Here is an 18028-nt window from a genome sequence, read left to right as displayed (position 1 = left end):
ACCACGGCATCAGGGCAGTGCGTCCGCAATCTCGCACGCACACTAACCCAACTGTCCAGGAGCCGCCGCGGCTGCGCAGCAGTTCTGTTTGCTGCTCTTAGCCGATATCGGCGGGCTCCCCATCCCGGCATGCGGCATCGTCGCCAAAAGCCTCCAGGACCCGTCGATTCCTGGTGAGACGACGGCCGGTCCAATAACGAAAAAACCCCCGCACCGACGCGGTGCGCTGCGAAACGAGAAACGCGTCAGCAGTCCTGCGCTTTCCTCTCGGGCCGGGCACTCGCCCCGGGGATCTGACGGTCCAGTTCGGTTATTCTCCTTTGGACGCACATGCTCCACCCATCAGGGCGCTCGAAGAATAGCGACCGGATCTTCAACGCGGAACACGCGCTTTTATTGGCGACGTCGTCAGACGTCATTGCCGGGGTTCGCCCATGCATGCAGTTTCCTCCGACAATCTGGCCGACTTGGTTCCGCCGCTCACGCTGGAAGCAGTGCATGCGTTAGCGTGTCCGGTCGATACGCATCTGGATTCGCTGTATCTGTCGCGGCTAGGCGGCTTCGATTTCTGGAAGGGCGATTGGAAAGCACATCGGCGTTCTCCGATCCTCTGGTTGATGTCCAAGACCTCGCCGCGAGGTCGCAACCAACCGCTGATGTACCACGTGAGCGGCCCGGACTTTCTCGCGGGCGGCTATGGCGGTGCCTGTTTCAGCGCCCATGCACTCTGGGAAAACCTCATCGGCGTGCCTTTTCTCGACCCCTGGAAACACTGGGTGGAGCATCGGCGCTATGTCCAGGAGATGGTGGCGGCCAGCGGCGGGCGAATGCGGCTGGCACGCAGCGCCGCCGAGCTCCGCGCGATTCGCGCAGCGGGTCTGTGCAGCGCCATCCTGTCGTTGGAGGGGGCGCACATGCTTGGGCCACGCGGGCGCCGCACCCAGGCGCTGCGGCTGGCGCGTCTGGACAGTGCGGCCAAGGACGGCGCCGCCTATCTGACGCTCAATCATTTCAGCCATACCGACATCTCCCAGGCTGGCTATGCATCGCTCAATCCGTGGGGCGAGAAGAAGGGCGCGGGGCTGACGGCGTTTGGCCGGCAGGTGGTGGAGCGCTGCATCGATGCCGGGCTTCTTGTGGATCTTTCGCATACCTCGAGCCAGGGGATCCTTGACGCTTGCGGCATCTGCATCCGTCGCGACGTGCCGGCCTTCGTCTCGCATGGCGCATCGCGCAGCGTCACGCGTGGTGTGGAAACGCGGCCCTCACGTCACCTGGACCGGGCGCTCGACGATGCGGCGATCCGTGCCATCGTGCAGACCGGTGGCTGCATCAGCGTCATCCTGGCACCGTACTTCTTGCAACACGCCTATCTGGCCGATGGCACGCCGGACATGGATGCCGATCTTGCCTTTGTCGTTGCGTATTACGAAGCGTTTGCCCGGCAGATTGCCGCCATGGGGATCGTCGAAGATCCATGGAAACACCTGAGTTTCGGCAGCGATTTCGATGGCGGCATTTCCAGCCTGCCGACCGGGATGCGCAGCGGGGCGGATCTGCCCAAGCTCACGCAGGCGATGCTGGATGCCGGCTGGCCCACGCAACGCATCGTGGATGTGTATAGCGGCAATTTTCTGCGGATCTGGGAGCGGGTGCGGCCATAGCGTTGCCACGGCCTGGCTCTGGGACGCTCGGCATGGCCGGTCTTGCACCGCCTGTCGACGCACACTGCCCAGCAGAGGCGGGCGGTGTGGCGTACCGCAGTACAAGGGCGGCAATTTGTCGCAGATGCGACGCCGTGTCGCATCGGGAACGGGCGCGACCGTCCCTATCATGATCGCGTAGCGCAGCAGCGCGCGCGCGATCGCCCGATGCAATGCATTCCGGCGATCGCGCTGCGACCTGCACGCCGACGATCACTTTTTTCCTGGAGGGTTCTCCATGGACGCACTGCTGTTATCGCGGATCCAGTTCGGATTCGTCATTGCGTTCCACGTGTTGTTTCCGGCATTCACCATCGGGCTTTCCAGCCTGCTGGCGTTTCTGGAATGGCGCTGGTTGCGCACGCGTCTGCCGGTCTGGCGCGAGCTGTATTTTTTCTGGCAGAAGATCTTTGCCGTGTCCTTCGGCATGGGCGTGGTCAGCGGCATCGTGATGGCCTTCCAGTTCGGGGCCAACTGGCCGGAATTGAGCCGCGTGGCCGGTGGCGTGATCGGGCCACTGCTGAGCTATGAAGTGCTCACCGCGTTCTTTCTGGAAGCCAGTTTCCTGGGCGTGATGATGTTCGGCTGGGGTCGAATTTCCGAGCGCCTGCATTTCCTGGCCACCTGCATGGTGGCGCTGGGCACGCTGTTTTCCACGTTCTGGATTCTTTCGTCCAATAGCTGGTTGCAGACCCCGGCCGGCTACGAGGTCATCGGCGGCATCGTGCATCCGGTGGACTGGTTGCAGATCATCTTCAATCCCTCGTTCCCGTACCGGCTTGCGCACATGGCGCTTGGCTCGTTCATCACCACCTGCTTCGTGGTGGGTGCAGTGGGCGCGTGGTATCTGCATCGTGGCGTACATCGCCAGGCAGGGCTGCGCATGCTGAAGCTGGCCGTGGTGTTTGCCGCGATCGCCGTACCGCTGCAGATCGTCGTCGGCGACATGCATGGCTTGAACACGCTCAAGCATCAGCCGATGAAGATCGCCGCGATGGAAGCGCACTGGCATGCCGAACAGCCGGGCGAGGGATTCCCGCTGGTGGTGTTTGCGTTACCCAACGCACAGGCTGAGCGTAACGACTATGAGGTGGCGATTCCGCGCCTGGGCAGCCTGATTCTGACCCACCGCCCGGATGGCAGCATCGCGCCACTGACGTCGGTGCCGGCAAGCGAGCGCCCGCCGGTGACGCCGGTGTTCTTCGCCTTCCGCATCATGGTGGGGATCGGCTCATTGATGCTGCTGGTGGCCTGGGTGTCTGCGTTCGCGTTATGGCGCGGCAAGCTGGTGCAATGGCGCTGGTTGCTGGCGGTCTGGCGCTGGATGTTGCCGAGCGGCTTCATCGCGCTGATTTCCGGCTGGTTCGTCACCGAAATCGGCCGGCAGCCCTATGTGGTCTACGGCTTGTTGCGCACCGCCGATGCGGTGGGCCCGCAGTCTGCGCTGATGACCGCCATCTCGCTGGCGGTGTATGTGGCCGGCTACGCGTTCGTGTTCGGCTGGGGCATCTGGTACCTGGTCAAGATCGGCAAGCAAGGCCCCACCCCACATGCCGACGCGCCGCATCTGGACCATGGCGAACACACGCCCGCACGCCCGCTGTCGGCAGCGGATGCACCGATCGACGGAGCTGCATGATGGAGATGAACAGCGTATTGCCGGTGGCGTGGTTTGCGGTGATCGGCTTCGGGGTGCTGATGTACGTGGTGCTGGACGGCTTCGTGCTCGGCATCGGCATCCTGGCGCCGTTCCGCAAGGACGAAGCGCAGCTGGATCTGATGATGAACACCGCCGCGCCGATCTGGGACGGCAACGAAACCTGGCTGGTGCTCGGCGGGGCAGGGCTGCTGGCCGCATTTCCCAAGGCGTATGCGGTGATCTTGTCGGCGCTGTATCTGCCGGTGCTGTTGATGGTGATGGCCTTGGTGTTCCGCGGCGTTGCATTCGAATTCCGTTTCAAGGCGCATCGCTCGCGGCGCTTGTGGAGTAATGCGTTTGCTGCCGGTTCGATCCTGGCCACCTTCGCGCAGGGCGTGATCCTTGGCGCGCTGGTGCAGGGCCTGCCGATCGAGAACGACCGCTATGTCGGCGGCATCTGGGGCTGGTTCAGCCCGTTCGCGATGCTGACGGGCGCCGCCTTGGTGTTCGGCTATGCGCTGCTCGGCAGTACCTGGCTGATTCTCAAGACAGAAGGCCACGTGCAGCAGTTGGCGCGGCAGTTGAGCCGACCGTTGACCATCAGCGTGTTGATCTTCATCGGCCTGGTCAGCGCCTGGTTGCCCTCGCTGCAGTCGCATGTGATGGAGCGCTGGCTCAGTGGCACGCACTATCTGTGGCTGATGCCGGTGCCGCTGCTGGTCGCCATCGCGGGGGGGGTGCTATGGCGTGCGAGCGAGGCCGCGCGCTTGGATGCGCTGCCATTCCTGCTGGCGATGGGCCTGTTCGTGCTGGGCTTTTTGGGTCTGGTGCTGGGCATGTGGCCGTATCTGGTGCCGCCGGTCTACACCATCTGGCAGGCTGCCGCGCCGCCGTCTTCGCAACTGTTCGCGATGGTGGGACTGGTCATGCTGCTGCCGCTGATCCTGGGCTACACGGTATGGTCGTACCGCGTATTCCGCGGCAAGATCACCGCTGACACCGGGTATCACCACTGAGACGCACCGGCCATGTCATGCCGCCACGCGGGCGCAGGGCCGGCGTGGCGCTGCACAACATCAGCGCAGGCGCTGCTTGAACATCCATTCCCACATCGCCGGGTCCGCATAGGTTGCGTCCCAGGCATTGTGGTTGCCTTGCGGATATTCGCTGTAGCGCACATTGGCCCCGACGCCCTTGGCGGCGCGGTACAGCGCGCGGTCGTCGTGCGGCGGCACCGAATCGTCCTTGGCGCCATGGAACATCCAGATCGGCACGTGCTTGAGTTGCGTCACTGCCGCGGTGTACGGGTCCGCTTCCTTCGCCACCAGGCTCACGTACAAGGTGCGGCGCTCATCGCGCGGTGCCTTGAGCGCGCCGCAGATCGGCACGATCGCCGCAAACCGTTGCGGCTGCATCAGCCCGATTTCCCAGGCGCCATAGCCGCCCATCGAAATGCCGGTGAGGTAGGTGCGCTGCGGGTCGGCAGCGAACTCGGCGCTGGCTGCATCCAGCGCCGCGATTGCCATGCGCGCATTGACGCCCATCCACTCTTCGTCATTGGGCACTTGCGGCAATACGACAAGCGCGGGGAAATCGGCAGTGTGTTCGCTCAAGTAAGGGCCCAGGCCGACTTCGGCCTGATCGCGCCCGTTATCGCCGCGCTCGCCCGAGCCATGCAGGAACAGCACGATGGGCCGCGGCTGCGGCACCTTGGACGCGGGCACGAACACTTGATAGCGGTACAGGCGCCCTTCCAGTTTCAGCGTGCGGGTGACGAAGTGGCCGCGGCGTTCGTCGTGGTGGCGCTCAGCCATGCTGGTGCAGCCGGCCAGCAGTAGCGCAAAGGCAATGACAACAAGACAACGACGAATCACGCAGCTCTCCCGACCGATCACATGGGTGCAGTATTACCGCATGCCGGTGCGCTGGCGTGTCGAGGCGAGGCGATTCCTGTCGAATATTCATCTGCTTGTCGTCATCGCATGCATGACACGCTCCAGGCCAGACACCGCAGGTCAGGGCAGCAGGATCAACGTGGCCAGGCCCAGGAAGCTCAAAAAGCCCATCACGTCGGTCAAGGTGGTCAGGATCACGCCACCGGCCAACGCCGGATCGAAGCCCAACCGTTTCAGCGTCACCGGCACCAGCACTCCGCCGAAGGCGGCAGTGAGCATGTTCACCGTCAATGCGGTGCCGATCACCAGCGATAGCATCGGTTGCCGGAACCAGGCCAGCACGATCAAGCCAAGCCCGATGCCCAGGCACAGCCCGTTGATCAGCGCGACGGTGAGCTCTTTCTTGAGCAAGGTCATCACGTTGGACGAGCCGATCTGGCCCAGCGCCAGGCCGCGCACCATCAGGGCCAGCACCTGGGTGCCGGCATTGCCGCCCATGCCGGCAACGATCGGCATCAGCGCCGCAAGCGCCACCAGTTTCTCGATGGTGCCCTCGAACCTGCTGACTACGCTGGACGCCAGAAACGCGGTGCACAGATTGATGCTCAGCCAGATCAGGCGGCGCCGGAATGCGCGCCGTGCCGGGCTGAACATGTCTTCGTCTTCGTCCAGACCGGCCGCGCTCATGGCCTGGTGCTCGGCCTGCTCGCGGATGATGTCGACCACGTCGTCGATGGTGATGCGGCCCAGCAGGATGTTGTTGTCGTCCACCACCGGCGCGGAGATCCAGTCGTGGTCGGAGAAGCGCCGCGCCACTTCGTCCGAACCGTCGCCGACATCGATGGCCGGTTGCTCGTCGTCGATCAGCCGGTTGACCGGCGTGCTGTCTTCGTGGGTGACCAGCGCCGCCAGCGGCACGCGGCCCAGGTATTGGTGGCGCCGGCTCACCACGTACAGATGATCGGTGTGGTCGGGCAGTTCGCCGCGCAGGCGCAGATAGCGCAGCACCACGTCCACATTGACGTCGGCGCGCACGGTGACCACGTCCGGGTTCATCAGACGCCCGGCGGTGTCTTCCGGATACGACAGCACCTGCTCGAGCCGCTCGCGGTTTTCGCGGTCCATCGACTTGAGCACTTCATCGATGACGGTGTCGGGCAGGTCTTCGACCAGGTTGGCCAGATCGTCGATGTCCAGGTCTTCGACCGCCGCCACGATCTCGTCCGGGTCCATGTCGGCCAGCAGGCTTTCGCGCACTTCGTCGCCGACATGCAGCAGCACCTCGCCATCGTCTTCCGGATCGACCAGCCCCCACACCACTTCGCGCTTGCCCGGTGGCAGCGATTCGAGCAGGTTGCCGATTTCCGCCGGCGCCAGCGTATTGACCAACCGGCGTACCGGCCCCAGGCGTCCGCTATCCAGCGCGTCGGACAGCAGGCGTAGCTGGCGCGCGGTTTTGTCGTGGCGAACGGCTTCGGCCATGCGCGGCTTCCCGGAAGAGTGGACGCGCCATCAGTAAAGGACGCGGTGCTGGGTCAGCAAGGCATTATCGCTTGCGCATGGTGACGAAACATACAGGGCCGCTGCGGCGCGCTTGCGCAGGGCGTGCGCCGTGGACGCAGCCAAGCCGCGCGAGCTGCTCAAGGTGCATGGAGCGGGATGCGATTGACGATGCAGGCGGCATCTTCGGCGCTTTTCGACAAGGAGGCGATCAACGCGGTGCGAGCGGGCGTGACTGGTGCGCGCAGCAATCGCACTGCCCAAGCGGTGCATGCCGATTCGCGCCATCGTCTGGGCCTGCCTCAGGACTGCGAGCTATCGAACGCCGTGCTGAAGGAAACCCAGGTCTTCAAGCATCGGCCGCGCGGCCGGGCGCTGCGTGCCGCAATTACCGCAGCAGCCCCTGCGCATGGCCAGTCAGCCATTTTTCGATGCCCTTGCGATCGCGGGCGCGCAGCAATTTTTCGCCGTGCACGCGCAACTCGCCCAGATGGGTGTCGCGCACCGCGCGGCGCACTTCCAGCAATGTGGCCGGATGCAGGCTGAACTCGGTGAGCCCCAGCGCCAGCAGCATCGGTACGAAACGCGGATCGCCGGCGATTTCACCGCACACCGCGACCGGCTTGCCGTAGGTGCGCCCGGTGGCGATGACCTGCGCGATCAGCCGGAGGACGGCCGGATGCAGGGGCGAGTACAGCTCGCCCAACGCCTCGTTGTTGCGATCCACCGCCAGCAGGTATTGCACCAGGTCGTTGGTGCCGATGGACAGGAAATCGATATCGTCGATGAAGCAGTCCAGCGCCAATGCCGCAGCCGGCACTTCGATCATCGCACCCAGCGGGATGTGCTCGGCGATCTCGTGGCCTTCGGCGCGCAGCTGTGCGGTGAGCTTCTTCAACTGCTTGCGCAGCTGCAGGATTTCTTCGCGGCCGCTGACCATCGGCACCAGGATGCGCACCGGCCCGTAGCCGGACGCACGCAGGATCGCGCGCAATTGCGCCTGCGCCACCGCCGGCCGCGCCAGCGACAGGCGCACGCCCCGCAGACCCAGCGCCGGGTTGTCCTCATCGCTGAGTGTCAGGCCGGTGCGGTCGGCCTTGTCGGCGCCAAGATCCAGGGTGCGGATGGTGACCGGGCGGCCGCTCATGCCCAGCACGGTGTCGCGGTAGGTGTGGAACTGTTCGTCTTCGTCCGGCAGTTCGTTGCGCTGCAGGAACAGGAATTCGGTGCGGTACAAGCCCAGGCCGCTGGCCCCGAGCGCATGCGCGTTGGCCACGTCTTCCAGCGATTCGGCGTTGGCCAGCAGAGTGATATCGACGTTGTCGCGCGTACGCGTGGGCTTGGAGCGTAGCCGGCCCAGCTCGCGCTGTTCCTTGGCAAGCGCACGCAGGCGCTCGCGATAGTCGCGCAGATGTTCGGGCTTGGGGTCGACGATGACCTGGCCCGAGCCGGCATCGACAATCAGCACATCGCCATCTTCGATGCGCTGCAGCGCGTCGCTGACGCCCACCACCAACGGCAGGTGCAGGCTGCGCGCCAGGATCGCGCTGTGCGACAGCGTGCTGCCGGCGGTGGTGACGATGCCGACCACGCCTTGCGCCTGCAGCTGCGCCAGCTCGGAAGGTGCCACGTTGTCGCACACCAGGATTTCGCCGGCCACACCCTTGAGGTCGGGAGCGCGCTTGTGCAAGAACGCATGGATGCGGCCGATCACGTGATCCAGATCGTCCATGCGGCTCTTGAGATACGCATCCTCCATCCCGTCGAACACCGCCGCCAGGCGGTCGCGCTGTACGCGCAAGGCATAGTCGGCGCTGTAACGGTGGGTGCGGATCAGTTCATCCAGGCCTTGCAGCAGCTCGGGGTCATCGAGCAGCAATGCATGCAGCTCGAGAAATTCGCCGACTTCGCGCGCCAGTGCGCCGTGCAGGCGGTCGCGCAGCTGCTGCATCTCGACCCGTGCCGACGCGATGGCGGCATGCAGGCGCTGCAGCTGCGTTTCCACCTGATTGGCGGGCACGCGTTGTTCGGCCACTTCCAGGGTATGGCTCTGGCGCACGCGTGCGCGGCCAAGCGCGTTGCCGCGTGCAGCGCCATGTCCGCGCAGGCGCAGGCTCATGCGCGGCCCTGGCGCAGCGGCGCCGTGTCGGTCGCAACGGCACCGACGCCGCACATGCTCAGCTGTCCTCGTCGAAACGACGCTCGAACAGGTCCACCAGCGCCTGCAAGGCCTCGGCTTCGTCTTCGCCATCCAGCCGCACCACCACGCTGGTGCCCTGGCCTGCGGCCAGCAGCATCACGCCCATGATGCTCTTGGCATTCACCTCGCGCCCCTTGGCCGCCAAGGTGGCGTTGCTGCGATACGACGACAGCGTCTGCACCAGCTTGGCGGTGGCCCGCGCATGCAGTCCGAGTCGGTTGGAAACTATGAGTTCGCGTTCAAGCATCGTCGATGATCGCTCCGTTGCGGGTACCGGCCGCCGCAGTGGCGGGCAGCTCCTGCAATCCTTGTTCGGGGTAGTTCATCACGCGCAGCAGCATCGGCAGGCTCAGTGCGGACACCCGGCGAACCGGGGTGCCCAGCTTGGCCAGACGGTTGGCCAGATTGCTGGGGCTGGCGCCGTACAGGTCGGTCATGACCAGCACGCCGTCGCCGCTGTCGACCCGGCGCATCGCCGACGACGCCTGGGGCAGCAACGCGTCCAGGTCTGCATCGAACGGCACGTCGAATGCTTCGGTCTTCAACGGCAATTGCCGCAACAGCCCCGTCGCCACGTTCAACAACGCTGCGCCGATGCCGGGATGAGTAATGAGGAGAATGCCACAGGCCATGCCGAAACGTTAACAGGTCGGCATGACTGCGCGATAGCGTCTGCCTGCACAGATGCGTTGCGAACTGAATAGCCGTTTAGGACCGCTGCGGCGACGCGGCGGCAGCATGGGTCGCCATCGCGCGCTGCCGACGTGGCGCGATCCGTGGCTTGCGCAGCGTCAGCAGTGCGGCCTGCATGGCAAGCGGGCGCTGCCGTTTCCCTGCAGCGCGCGGGGGCATGTCGCCATGCGCGGCGGAATATCACCGACGCATTGGTGGTGACGGCGCCAGCGTGTTGATGGTGCAGCGTTGCATGGCGCGTCGAAGGAGAACGCCACGCGATTTTCGGGACGTCGGCGAGCCAGTCGCATCAGCGACAGCGTCGTCGGCCTGCGTAGCGTCCGCCCACGCCAGCCACCGCGCAAGCACTCCAACCTAAGAATAAGGCCAGCGAGCGTGTCGCCCTCAACGTAGGTACAGCACGCTCACCTCGCGGATGCCGCTGCAACGAATCCCGAATCCCGAATCCCAGCCCCTCAGTCCTGCTCGCGATGAAACGTCGCCACTTCCGGCCAGCCTTGTTCGCGCGCATGGCGGGCCATGCGCTCGGCCATGTAGACCGAGCGGTGTTTGCCGCCCGTGCAACCGAAGGCGATGGTCACGTAGCTGCGGGTGTCGTTGCGCAGTCGCGGCAGCCAGGTGTCGAGCAGGTCCACGATCTGCGCGCTGTAGCGCTGCACGTCCGCCTCGTTGTCCAGGTAGTCGCGCACGCCGGCATCGCGGCCGGTGAGTGGGCGCAGCTCCGGATCCCAATGCGGATTGGGCAGCACGCGCGCGTCGAACACGAAGTCGGCTTCGGCCGGCACGCCGCGCTTGTAGGCAAACGATTCGAACAGCAGCGACAGCCGGTCATGGGAACCAAGCGCGAACTCGGTGACCACGCGGCGGCGCAATTGATGCACGTTGAGCGTACTGGTGTCGATGACGGCATCGGCCTGCGTACGCAACGGTTCGGTCAACTGGCGCTCGCGGGTGATCGCTTCCGGCAATGCCAGGCCGAGATGGCTGAGCGGGTGGCGGCGGCGGGTATCGGCATACCGCTTGATCAACGCCTCGTCGCTGGCCTCGAAGAACAGCAATCGCGCTTCGATGCCGTATTCCTGCGCGGCCTGGCGCCACTGCGCCAGCTGGGTCAGGTCGCTGCGGCTGCGCACATCGATGCCCACCGCCAGGCGCTGGTCGCCGATCGGGTTGCCACGCAGACGGCTTTTGACGAAGTCCGGCAGCAGCTCGACCGGCAGATTGTCCGAGCAGTAGTAATCCAGGTCTTCGAAGGTCTTCAGCGCGACCGATTTGCCCGAGCCGGACAGCCCGCTCACGATCATCAGCGTGGAGGGCGCAACACTCATGGCGTACGTCGCTCCAGCAGGTTGCTGTGGCGAGCGATGAACATCGCTGCCGGGTCGATGCCTTTGGTGCGCAGGATGTGCAGCCGGGTCGCTGCTTCGGTCAGCACGGCCAGATTGCGGCCGGGCATCACCGGCAGGGTGATCAGCGGCACGTCCAGGTCCAGCACATGGCGGCTGCCCGAATCGCCGGTCAGACGCTCGTAGCCGGACGGCGTGGGCTCGGTCATCGGCCGGGTCAGGTGCACGATCAGGCGCAGGTACTTGTTTTTCTTCACCGCGGTGTCGCCGAACATGTCGCGCACGTTCAAGACGCCCAGGCCGCGTACTTCCAGCAAATCCTGGAGCAGTTCGGGGCAGGTGCCGTCGAGCACATCGGGCGCGATCTGGGTGAACTCGGGCGCATCGTCGGCCACCAGCCGGTGGCCGCGGCTGAGCAGTTCCAGCGCCAGTTCGCTCTTGCCCGAGCCGGCTTCGCCGGTGATCAGCACGCCGATCGAGTAGATCTCCATGAACACGCCATGCAACGTGACCCGCGGCGCCAGCGTGCGTGCCAGATGGTAGGAGAGATGGTTGAGCAGCTCGTGGCCGCGCTTGGACGAGATCCACAGCGGCGTATTGGATTCGTCCGCCGCCGCACGCAGATCTTCCGGGCATGACTGGTTCTTGCTGATCGCCAGCGCCAGCGGTTGCACCTGGATGATCTTTTCGATGGTTTCCCAGCGCTGCCGCGCATCCAGCGAGTCCAGCCAGGCCAGTTCCTCGGTGCCCAGGATCTGCACCTTGTTGGGATAGATCACATTGAGGTACCCAGCCAGCGACGGGCGCCGTGCGTTGTTGCTGCCGGCCTGGATCTCGCGGTGCTCGCCCTTGGGGCCGGCGACCCAGCGCAGGGCCAGCTTGTCGCGCTGCTGGTCGAACAGTTCGCGTGCGGTGATGCTGGTATTCATGCCGCGCTCGCCTGCGCGGGCGGCATGTCGGCGAGCAGCGCCATCAGGGCATCGGCGTTGGGTGCGGCGCGCAAGTTCCGACGGAAGTCGGCATCGGAAAACCGTTCGGCCAGCTCGGACAGCAGCATCAGGTGCTGGTGGGTGTAGTGCGCCGGCACGGCCATGGCGAAGACCAGGTCCACCGGCTCGTCACCACCGAAGGACACCGGCGTGTCCAGCCGCAGCAAGGCCCCGCGTGGCTCGGTGAGGTTGGGGCAGCGCCCATGCGGAATGGCGATGCCATGGCCAATGGCGGTACTGCCCAGGGCCTCGCGCTCGCACAGGTTGGCGTAGAGCTCGTCGGCGCCGGCCTGACGACAGGAGAGCAGGTCGGCGGCGGCATGCAGGACGGTGTCGCGATCGGCGGCCGGCGACACCACGGTGCGCACGGCCGCCATCAGATCGGTTAAGGGCATGAGGGCATCAAGCGGGAAGCGTCATGCGGGATTGTCGCGCACCTCGCGGGCGTGGTGGTTACATTTCTTCTCTTTGTGCTTGAGGACCAGGCGGTCGAGCTTGTCGACCAGCAGGTCGATGGCCGCATACATGGTGGAGCCGCTGGCATCTGCGTGCAGGGTGCGACCGGGCAGGTTGACGGTGGCGACCACGTGGTGGTCCGGCTTGCGGACGGCCAGCTGCGTTCGGACTTCGCAGTGCTGGTCGAAATGGCGCTGCAGTCGCTGCAGCTTGCTTGCCACGTACTCCCTCAGGGCGGGGGTCACTTCAAGCTGGTGGCCATACGTCTCGATACGCATCGGATACCTCCATTGGTCGGTGGGCCAATGAACCGTTCCGGTGATCCGACAAGCCCGGCGCATGCCGGCGTTGCGGTGGTTGCAACGTCAGGCGATGCGCACGCGTTCGTGGGAGGCGGAAATGTTCATGGCCTCACGATACTTCGCAACGGTGCGCCGCGCCACTGGTACGCCGGATGTTTTCAGCAGATCGGCCAGCTTGGCGTCGGAGAGCGGTTTGCGCGGGTTTTCCGCATCGATCAGGCGCCGGATCATGGCCTGGATGGCGGTGCTGGAGGCCTCGCCGCCGCTGTCGGTGTCGATGCCGGAGGCGAAGAACGAACGCAGCGCGATGGTGCCGCGCGGGGTGCGCACGTATTTGCGGGCGATCGCGCGGGAAATGGTGGATTCGTGCAGCCCGAGCTCGCCCGCGATCTCGCGCAGCGTCAACGGGCGCAAGGCCTGCGCACCGAACTCCAGGAACCCGGCCTGGTGTTCCAGCAGGCAGCGCACCACCCGCAACAGGGTCTCGCCGCGCGCCTCCAGGCTCTTGAGCAGCCAGCGCGCCTCCTGCAACTGGCCACGCAGATAGCCGGCATCGGATTCGCCGCAGCTGCGGATCAGGTTTTCGTAGCCGCGGTGGATGGTGACCTTGGGCTGCGCGCGGCCGGCCAGTGCGGCCCGCCAGACCCCGCGCTGGCGCCAGATCACGCAGTCCGGCACGACATAGGTGTCCTGCGACAGGTCGCCGATCTGTTTGCCCGGGCGCGGGTCCAGCGAACGCACCAGCTGCACCGCCTGTTCCACGTCGGCAGTGGAACGCTTGAGCTCGTGCGCCAGCCCGGCCACACCGCTGCGCGGCAGCCGTTCCAGCGGGCCGGCAACGATCTGCAGCGCCAGCTCGCGGCCGGGGGTGTCCGCATCGAGCACCCCCAGCTGCAGCGCCAGGCATTCGCCCAGCGTGCGCGCGCCCACGCCCACCGGGTCGAAGCGCTGGATCTGATGCAGGACGGTGAGCACGTCGGCCTCGTCGACCGCGGCGCCCAGCGACAGGGTCTCGAGAATGGCCGACAGCGGTTCGCGCAGGTAGCCGTCTTCGTCGAGCGCGTCGATCAGCATCGCGCCGATCTGGCGGTCGCGCGGCGACAGCGGTGATAGATGCAGCTGCCACAAGAGGTGGTCGGCCAGTGTTTCGGATTCGGCCACGCGCTCTGCCGCGTCGCCGGACTCGTCGTCGTCGAAGCTGCCGCCGCTGCCCGAGCCGGTCCACTGCAGTTCGTCCTGCGACCAATCCTCGTCGCGCTCGGCAGGCGCGACTTCTTCGCGCTGGGGCTGTTCGGTGGACGCGGACGGCGAGGAGTCCACCGCGATGTCGTTGGCCGCATGCGCAGCTTCGTCGGCCCATTCCAGCAGCGGATTGGTTTCCACTGCCTCGGCGATTTCCACTTCCAGCTCGGTGGTGGACATCTGCAATAGCTTGATCGCCTGACGCAATTGCGGCGTCATGACCAACTGCTGTCCTAGCGATGTCTGGAGCCGGGCTTTCATGCGGGCACTGACTGGAAAAAGCGTTGGCGCGGCGACGCGCTCAAAGGCGGAAAGTTTCCCCCAGATACACGCGACGGACGTCGGGATTGGCTAGCAACGTGTCTGGTGCCCCCTGCGCCAGCACGCCTCCCTCGGCGAGGATATACGCGCGGTCGCAGATTCCCAAGGTTTCGCGCACGTTGTGGTCGGTGATCAGCACACCGATGCCGCGCTCCTTGAGGTGGATGATGATGCGCTGGATCTCGCCGACCGAAATCGGGTCCACGCCGGCGAAGGGTTCGTCCAGCAGCATCATGCGCGGCTTGGCCGCCAGCGCGCGTGCGATCTCGCAACGGCGCCGCTCGCCGCCGGAGAGGCTGGCGCCGAGCTGATCGGCCACATGGGTGATCTGCAGTTCTTCCAGCAGCGAGACCAGTTCCTTCTCACGGCCGGCGTTGTCCAGTTCCTCGCGCAGCTCCAGCACCAGGCGGATGTTGTCGGCCACGGTAAGCTTGCGGAAGATCGAGGGCTCCTGCGGCAGGTAGCCGACGCCCAGCTTGGCGCGTGCGTACATCGGCTCGGCAGTGAGGTCGCGGCCATCCAATTCGATACGGCCGGCATCGGCTTCGACCAGGCCCACGATCATGTAGAAGCAGGTGGTCTTGCCGGCGCCGTTGGGGCCGAGCAGGCCCACCACCTCGCCGGCCTCCAGCGTGAGGCCGAACTCCTTGACCACTTCGCGTTGCTTGTACTTCTTGCGCAGACCGGTGGCGACCAGCATTACTTCTTCCCCTGCGGCTTGGCAGCGGGCTTGGCGGCCGGTGTCGGAGCGGGCGTTGCCGCAGCAGGCGCCGGGTTCTTCGGCTGGATGATGGTGCGCACGCGGCTGCCATCGCCGCCGCTCTGCATGTTGCCGGTCTTGGTGTTGTAGACCATGCGCTGGCCGGCGTTGGTGCCCTTGGGCGAATCCACCTTGTAATTGCCGGTCAGGATGATGATCTCATCGGCGACCTTGTATTCGATGTTATCGGCCTGGCCGTGCATCATGGCGCCGTCGTCCATCTCCTGCTTGAGCGTGGCCTGCTTGCCGTTGAGCACCACGCGATCGGTCTGGCCGTTCTTCTGGAAGATATCGGCGGTGTCGGCGTGGATTTCCAGCGTACCCTGCGTGATCACCACATTGCCGCTGAAACGGCACTTGCCGCTGTCGTCGAGCATGTTGCAATCGTTGGCATTGGAGTCGATCGCCATCGGCTGGTTGCGATCGCTGGTCTTGGCCATTGCCAACGCAGGCAGCAGCAGTGCGGCAAACGCCAGTTTAGCGGGCAGCATTCGGTTCATAGCGGGTCTTGACCTGAGAGAGGAGCTTGTACTGGCGTGATTTGAGGTCGGCTTCGAAGCCGACGCCGCTCTGCATGATACCCGGGCGGGTCATGGTCACTGGCGCGTCGGTCTTGGCAATATTCTGTTGCGGGAACACGTCCAGGCTTTGGGTGCGGAACGTGGTGGGCGGCGTGGCGCCGCCAGTCGGGCTGTCGCCCTCGACATCGCCGCGCAGGCGCAGCTGGGTGCCGTCCGGATTGACCCAGCCGGTCTTGGCGCGTAGGGTCCACGGCAGATTGGCGTTGTCGGGCATCAGGAACACCGGCGTGGTGATGTCAGCGGTCTGGTCGGCCCGGTTGCGATGCATCTCCGGCGCGCGCAGCGTCATCGACTCCTTGCCGCTCTGCTTGTCCAGGGCAATCAGCTCGAAGTCGCGCAGGATGTAGTCGGCGCCGGACTCCTGCACGGCCGCGGCGGCTGGGCGCGCGCGCTGTTTCCAGGCCGACCAGCCGGAAATCACGGCTGCGACGAACAGCACCACGCCCAGGGTGGTGCGCCAGTTCCAATTCATGCCGAAAACCCTTCGATGATGCGTTCGACCTGGCCTTGTGCGGCCAGCACCACATCGCAGACTTCGCGCGCGGCGCCTTCGCCGCCACGGGCGCGGGTCTGCCACTGCACGCGCTCGGCAATCCATGGATGCGCGTTGGCCGGCGCCACCGGCAGGCCGACCGCGAGCAGGGCGGGCAGGTCGGGCAGGTCATCGCCCATGAACAGCACCTGGTCCAGCGACAGGCCGTGCTCCTGGCACAGCGCCAGCACTGCCAGGCGCTTGTTCTTCACCCCAATCTGCACATGCAGGCCCAGATCCTGGCCGCGCTTTTCCGCCGACAGGCTGGCGCGCGCGGTGATCAGCGCGACCTGGATGCCGGCGTGGTCGAGCTGCTTCAGACCCTGGCCGTCGAGCACGTTGAAGGCTTTGCTCTCGTTGCCGGCATGGTCGTAGTACAGGCGACCGTCGGTCAGGGTGCCGTCGACGTCGAAACAGGCCAGGCGGACGCGCGCGGCGCGCTCGATCAGCTCGGCGGGAAGGTGCTGCAAAGGGGAATAGGGCATCGGCACGAATCGGTGAGAACGGGGTCCGGCGGTTGAAAACTGAACCTGTTAAACCACCTTGGCGCGCAACAGGTCGTGAATGTTCAATGCGCCCACCGCGCGGTGCTGCGCATCGACCACGATCAGGCCGTTGATCTTGTAGTCCTCCATCAGCCGCGCGGCCTCGGCGGCCAGCTGGTCGGCGCCGATGGTGCGCGGGTTGCGCGTCATCACCTGCGCGATGCCGGCGCTGCGCACGTCGATGTCGCTGTCCAGCGCGCGGCGCAGGTCGCCGTCGGTGAACAGGCCGATCAGACGGTCGTCGGCGTCCACCACGGCAGTCATGCCCAGCCGCTTGCGGCTCATTTCCATCAACGCCTCGCTCAGGCTGGCGTCTTCGCGCACACGCGGCAGGTCCTCGCCGGCGTGCATCACATCGGTGATGTGCAGCAGCAGGCGCCGTCCCAGGCTGCCGGCAGGATGCGAGCGCGCGAAGTCGTCGGCGGTGAAGCCGCGCGCATCCAGCAGCGCGACTGCCAGCGCATCGCCCATCGCCAACGAGGCGGTGGTGCTGGAGGTGGGGGCCAGATGCAGCGGGCAGGCTTCGGCCGACACGCTGACGTCCAGATGCACGTCGGCGGCCTGGGCCAGGGTGGAACCGGTGCGGCCGGTCATGGCGATGATCGGGTTGCCCTGGCGCTTGAGCACCGGCAGCAGCATGCGCACTTCGTCTGATTCGCCGGAGTACGACAGCGCCAGCACGATGTCGGCCTCGGTGATCATGCCCAGGTCGCCGTGTCCGGCTTCGCCCGGGTGCACGAAGAATGCCGGCGTGCCGGTCGAGGCGAGGGTGGCGGCGATCTTGCGCGCCACATGGCCGGACTTGCCCATTCCGGTGGCGACCACCCGTCCGCGCGAGGCCAGCACCAGCCGGCAGGCCGCGGCGAACTCGCTGCCGATGCGTGCGCCCACGCTGGCCAGCGCCTCGCGCTCGATCTGCAGCACGCGCTGGCCGCTGGCGACCAGGCTGGCGTCGCTGACGGTGGCGGAGGGCAGGGGCGAGACAGCCATGCAGGACTCGGGTGAAGAGTAGAATGTGCGCTCATTTTATGAGGAAACGCCCTTTGGACGCCGAAACCATCCGTAAACTCATCGAATCCGGCTTGCCCGAAGCCCGCGTCGACGTGCACGGCGACGACGGCGTGCACTTCGAGGCCACCGTGGTCAGCCCTGCATTCGTCGGCAAGCCACCACTGGCGCGGCACCGCATGGTCTATGCGACCCTGGGCGAGCTGATGGGCGGGGCGATCCACGCGCTGCAGCTGAAGACGCTGACGCCCGAAGAAGGCTGAACGCAGCCGCCGAGCGGGCTGGGCCGGAGCGGTGCGCAGCACGGGGTCGGGAA

At 65.8% G+C, this 18028-nt stretch carries 19 protein-coding genes; 4 read left to right on the top strand and 15 right to left on the bottom strand.

Annotated features, from left to right (window positions below; all coding sequences use genetic code 11):
* Positions 1 to 434: 434 nt before the first annotated feature.
* The 3 genes from ACCQ07_RS14790 to cydB all read left to right on the top strand — a co-directional run bounded on the left by ACCQ07_RS14790 (position 435) and on the right by cydB (position 4358).
* Positions 435 to 1664, top strand: a complete 1230-nt coding sequence (locus tag ACCQ07_RS14790) for a dipeptidase (protein WP_031423619.1) — start codon at positions 435 to 437, stop codon at positions 1662 to 1664.
* Positions 1665 to 1941: 277 nt separating this feature from the next.
* Positions 1942 to 3342, top strand: a complete 1401-nt coding sequence (locus ACCQ07_RS14785; protein WP_011348156.1) for a cytochrome ubiquinol oxidase subunit I — start codon at positions 1942 to 1944, stop codon at positions 3340 to 3342.
* A complete protein-coding gene (gene cydB, locus ACCQ07_RS14780; protein WP_303400222.1) occupies positions 3342 to 4358 on the top strand; it encodes a cytochrome d ubiquinol oxidase subunit II in 1017 nt (338 codons plus the stop codon). The genes ACCQ07_RS14785 and cydB overlap by 1 nt, the downstream gene beginning before the upstream one ends.
* 60 nt (positions 4359 to 4418) lie before the next feature.
* Here the strand turns inward: cydB and ACCQ07_RS14775 are convergent, their stop codons facing one another.
* The 15 genes from ACCQ07_RS14775 to ACCQ07_RS14705 all read right to left on the bottom strand — a co-directional run bounded on the left by ACCQ07_RS14775 (position 4419) and on the right by ACCQ07_RS14705 (position 17694).
* Positions 4419 to 5156 (bottom strand): carboxylesterase family protein, encoded by a 738-nt coding sequence (locus ACCQ07_RS14775; RefSeq protein ID WP_008571972.1) that lies wholly within the window; start codon positions 5154 to 5156, stop codon positions 4419 to 4421.
* 201 nt (positions 5157 to 5357) lie between these two features.
* Positions 5358 to 6719: a magnesium transporter gene (gene mgtE / locus ACCQ07_RS14770; RefSeq protein WP_003487859.1), complete on the bottom strand. Its 1362-nt coding sequence runs from the start codon at positions 6717 to 6719 to the stop codon at positions 5358 to 5360.
* Positions 6720 to 7125: 406 nt separating this feature from the next.
* Complete coding sequence (gene ptsP, locus ACCQ07_RS14765; RefSeq protein ID WP_372363415.1) at positions 7126 to 8856, bottom strand: phosphoenolpyruvate--protein phosphotransferase; 1731 nt, start codon at positions 8854 to 8856, stop codon at positions 7126 to 7128.
* A gap of 58 nt (positions 8857 to 8914) precedes the next feature.
* The gene (locus ACCQ07_RS14760; RefSeq protein ID WP_005913389.1) at positions 8915 to 9184 is read right to left on the bottom strand and encodes an HPr family phosphocarrier protein; all 270 of its coding nucleotides are present in this window, start codon (positions 9182 to 9184) and stop codon (positions 8915 to 8917) included.
* On the bottom strand, positions 9177 to 9569 hold the full coding sequence (locus ACCQ07_RS14755) for a PTS sugar transporter subunit IIA (protein WP_003487850.1): 393 nt from the start codon (positions 9567 to 9569) through the stop codon (positions 9177 to 9179). Before ACCQ07_RS14755 ends, ACCQ07_RS14760 begins: the two co-directional genes overlap by 8 nt.
* A gap of 516 nt (positions 9570 to 10085) precedes the next feature.
* Positions 10086 to 10958: an RNase adapter RapZ gene (gene rapZ / locus ACCQ07_RS14750; protein WP_008572674.1), complete on the bottom strand. Its 873-nt coding sequence runs from the start codon at positions 10956 to 10958 to the stop codon at positions 10086 to 10088.
* A complete protein-coding gene (gene hprK, locus ACCQ07_RS14745) occupies positions 10955 to 11905 on the bottom strand; it encodes an HPr(Ser) kinase/phosphatase (RefSeq protein WP_003487845.1) in 951 nt (316 codons plus the stop codon). Before hprK ends, rapZ begins: the two co-directional genes overlap by 4 nt.
* A complete protein-coding gene (locus ACCQ07_RS14740; RefSeq protein ID WP_122272508.1) occupies positions 11902 to 12360 on the bottom strand; it encodes a PTS sugar transporter subunit IIA in 459 nt (152 codons plus the stop codon). The genes hprK and ACCQ07_RS14740 overlap by 4 nt, the downstream gene beginning before the upstream one ends.
* A 21-nt stretch (positions 12361 to 12381) precedes the next feature.
* Positions 12382 to 12699: a ribosome hibernation-promoting factor, HPF/YfiA family gene (gene hpf, locus ACCQ07_RS14735; protein ID WP_005913379.1), complete on the bottom strand. Its 318-nt coding sequence runs from the start codon at positions 12697 to 12699 to the stop codon at positions 12382 to 12384.
* 87 nt (positions 12700 to 12786) lie between these two features.
* Complete coding sequence (locus ACCQ07_RS14730) at positions 12787 to 14226, bottom strand: RNA polymerase factor sigma-54 (protein WP_042773930.1); 1440 nt, start codon at positions 14224 to 14226, stop codon at positions 12787 to 12789.
* 40 nt (positions 14227 to 14266) lie between these two features.
* A complete protein-coding gene (lptB, locus tag ACCQ07_RS14725) occupies positions 14267 to 14986 on the bottom strand; it encodes an LPS export ABC transporter ATP-binding protein (RefSeq protein WP_008572666.1) in 720 nt (239 codons plus the stop codon).
* Positions 14986 to 15546 (bottom strand): lipopolysaccharide transport periplasmic protein LptA, encoded by a 561-nt coding sequence (gene lptA / locus ACCQ07_RS14720; protein WP_011348149.1) that lies wholly within the window; start codon positions 15544 to 15546, stop codon positions 14986 to 14988. The genes lptB and lptA overlap by 1 nt, the downstream gene beginning before the upstream one ends.
* Positions 15524 to 16099 (bottom strand): LPS export ABC transporter periplasmic protein LptC, encoded by a 576-nt coding sequence (gene lptC / locus ACCQ07_RS14715; RefSeq protein WP_008572662.1) that lies wholly within the window; start codon positions 16097 to 16099, stop codon positions 15524 to 15526. Before lptC ends, lptA begins: the two co-directional genes overlap by 23 nt.
* The gene (locus tag ACCQ07_RS14710; RefSeq protein ID WP_008572659.1) at positions 16096 to 16644 is read right to left on the bottom strand and encodes a KdsC family phosphatase; all 549 of its coding nucleotides are present in this window, start codon (positions 16642 to 16644) and stop codon (positions 16096 to 16098) included. The genes lptC and ACCQ07_RS14710 overlap by 4 nt, the downstream gene beginning before the upstream one ends.
* A gap of 48 nt (positions 16645 to 16692) precedes the next feature.
* Positions 16693 to 17694: a KpsF/GutQ family sugar-phosphate isomerase gene (locus ACCQ07_RS14705; RefSeq protein ID WP_008572656.1), complete on the bottom strand. Its 1002-nt coding sequence runs from the start codon at positions 17692 to 17694 to the stop codon at positions 16693 to 16695.
* Positions 17695 to 17747: 53 nt separating this feature from the next.
* Here ACCQ07_RS14705 and ACCQ07_RS14700 point away from each other — a divergent pair, with 53 nt between their 5' ends.
* Positions 17748 to 17975: a BolA family protein gene (locus ACCQ07_RS14700; protein WP_014090695.1), complete on the top strand. Its 228-nt coding sequence runs from the start codon at positions 17748 to 17750 to the stop codon at positions 17973 to 17975.
* Positions 17976 to 18028: the final 53 nt, after the last annotated feature.

This window comes from Xanthomonas sp. NCPPB 3583 (genome assembly GCF_041475715.2).
Lineage (GTDB): Bacteria > Pseudomonadota > Gammaproteobacteria > Xanthomonadales > Xanthomonadaceae > Xanthomonas > Xanthomonas euvesicatoria.
Note: the sequence above shows the minus strand (reverse complement) of the source record. Positions and strands in the feature narration are given on the sequence as shown.

Bases quoted from the DNA above. Each gene is read 5' to 3' on its own strand.
- ACCQ07_RS14790 (WP_031423619.1), top strand. From the start codon at position 435: ATGCATGCAGTTTCCTCCGACAATCTGGCCGACTTGGTTCCGCCGCTC.
- ACCQ07_RS14785 (WP_011348156.1), top strand. From the start codon at position 1,942: ATGGACGCACTGCTGTTATCGCGGATCCAGTTCGGATTCGTCATTGCG.
- cydB (WP_303400222.1), top strand. From the start codon at position 3,342: ATGGAGATGAACAGCGTATTGCCGGTGGCGTGGTTTGCGGTGATCGGC.
- ACCQ07_RS14775 (WP_008571972.1), bottom strand. From the start codon at position 5,156: ATGGCTGAGCGCCACCACGACGAACGCCGCGGCCACTTCGTCACCCGC.
- mgtE (WP_003487859.1), bottom strand. From the start codon at position 6,719: ATGGCCGAAGCCGTTCGCCACGACAAAACCGCGCGCCAGCTACGCCTG.
- ptsP (WP_372363415.1), bottom strand. From the start codon at position 8,856: ATGAGCCTGCGCCTGCGCGGACATGGCGCTGCACGCGGCAACGCGCTT.
- ACCQ07_RS14760 (WP_005913389.1), bottom strand. From the start codon at position 9,184: ATGCTTGAACGCGAACTCATAGTTTCCAACCGACTCGGACTGCATGCG.
- ACCQ07_RS14755 (WP_003487850.1), bottom strand. From the start codon at position 9,569: ATGGCCTGTGGCATTCTCCTCATTACTCATCCCGGCATCGGCGCAGCG.
- rapZ (WP_008572674.1), bottom strand. From the start codon at position 10,958: ATGAGTGTTGCGCCCTCCACGCTGATGATCGTGAGCGGGCTGTCCGGC.
- hprK (WP_003487845.1), bottom strand. From the start codon at position 11,905: ATGAATACCAGCATCACCGCACGCGAACTGTTCGACCAGCAGCGCGAC.
- ACCQ07_RS14740 (WP_122272508.1), bottom strand. From the start codon at position 12,360: ATGCCCTTAACCGATCTGATGGCGGCCGTGCGCACCGTGGTGTCGCCG.
- hpf (WP_005913379.1), bottom strand. From the start codon at position 12,699: ATGCGTATCGAGACGTATGGCCACCAGCTTGAAGTGACCCCCGCCCTG.
- ACCQ07_RS14730 (WP_042773930.1), bottom strand. From the start codon at position 14,226: ATGAAAGCCCGGCTCCAGACATCGCTAGGACAGCAGTTGGTCATGACG.
- lptB (WP_008572666.1), bottom strand. From the start codon at position 14,986: ATGCTGGTCGCCACCGGTCTGCGCAAGAAGTACAAGCAACGCGAAGTG.
- lptA (WP_011348149.1), bottom strand. From the start codon at position 15,546: ATGAACCGAATGCTGCCCGCTAAACTGGCGTTTGCCGCACTGCTGCTG.
- lptC (WP_008572662.1), bottom strand. From the start codon at position 16,099: ATGAATTGGAACTGGCGCACCACCCTGGGCGTGGTGCTGTTCGTCGCA.
- ACCQ07_RS14710 (WP_008572659.1), bottom strand. From the start codon at position 16,644: ATGCCCTATTCCCCTTTGCAGCACCTTCCCGCCGAGCTGATCGAGCGC.
- ACCQ07_RS14705 (WP_008572656.1), bottom strand. From the start codon at position 17,694: ATGGCTGTCTCGCCCCTGCCCTCCGCCACCGTCAGCGACGCCAGCCTG.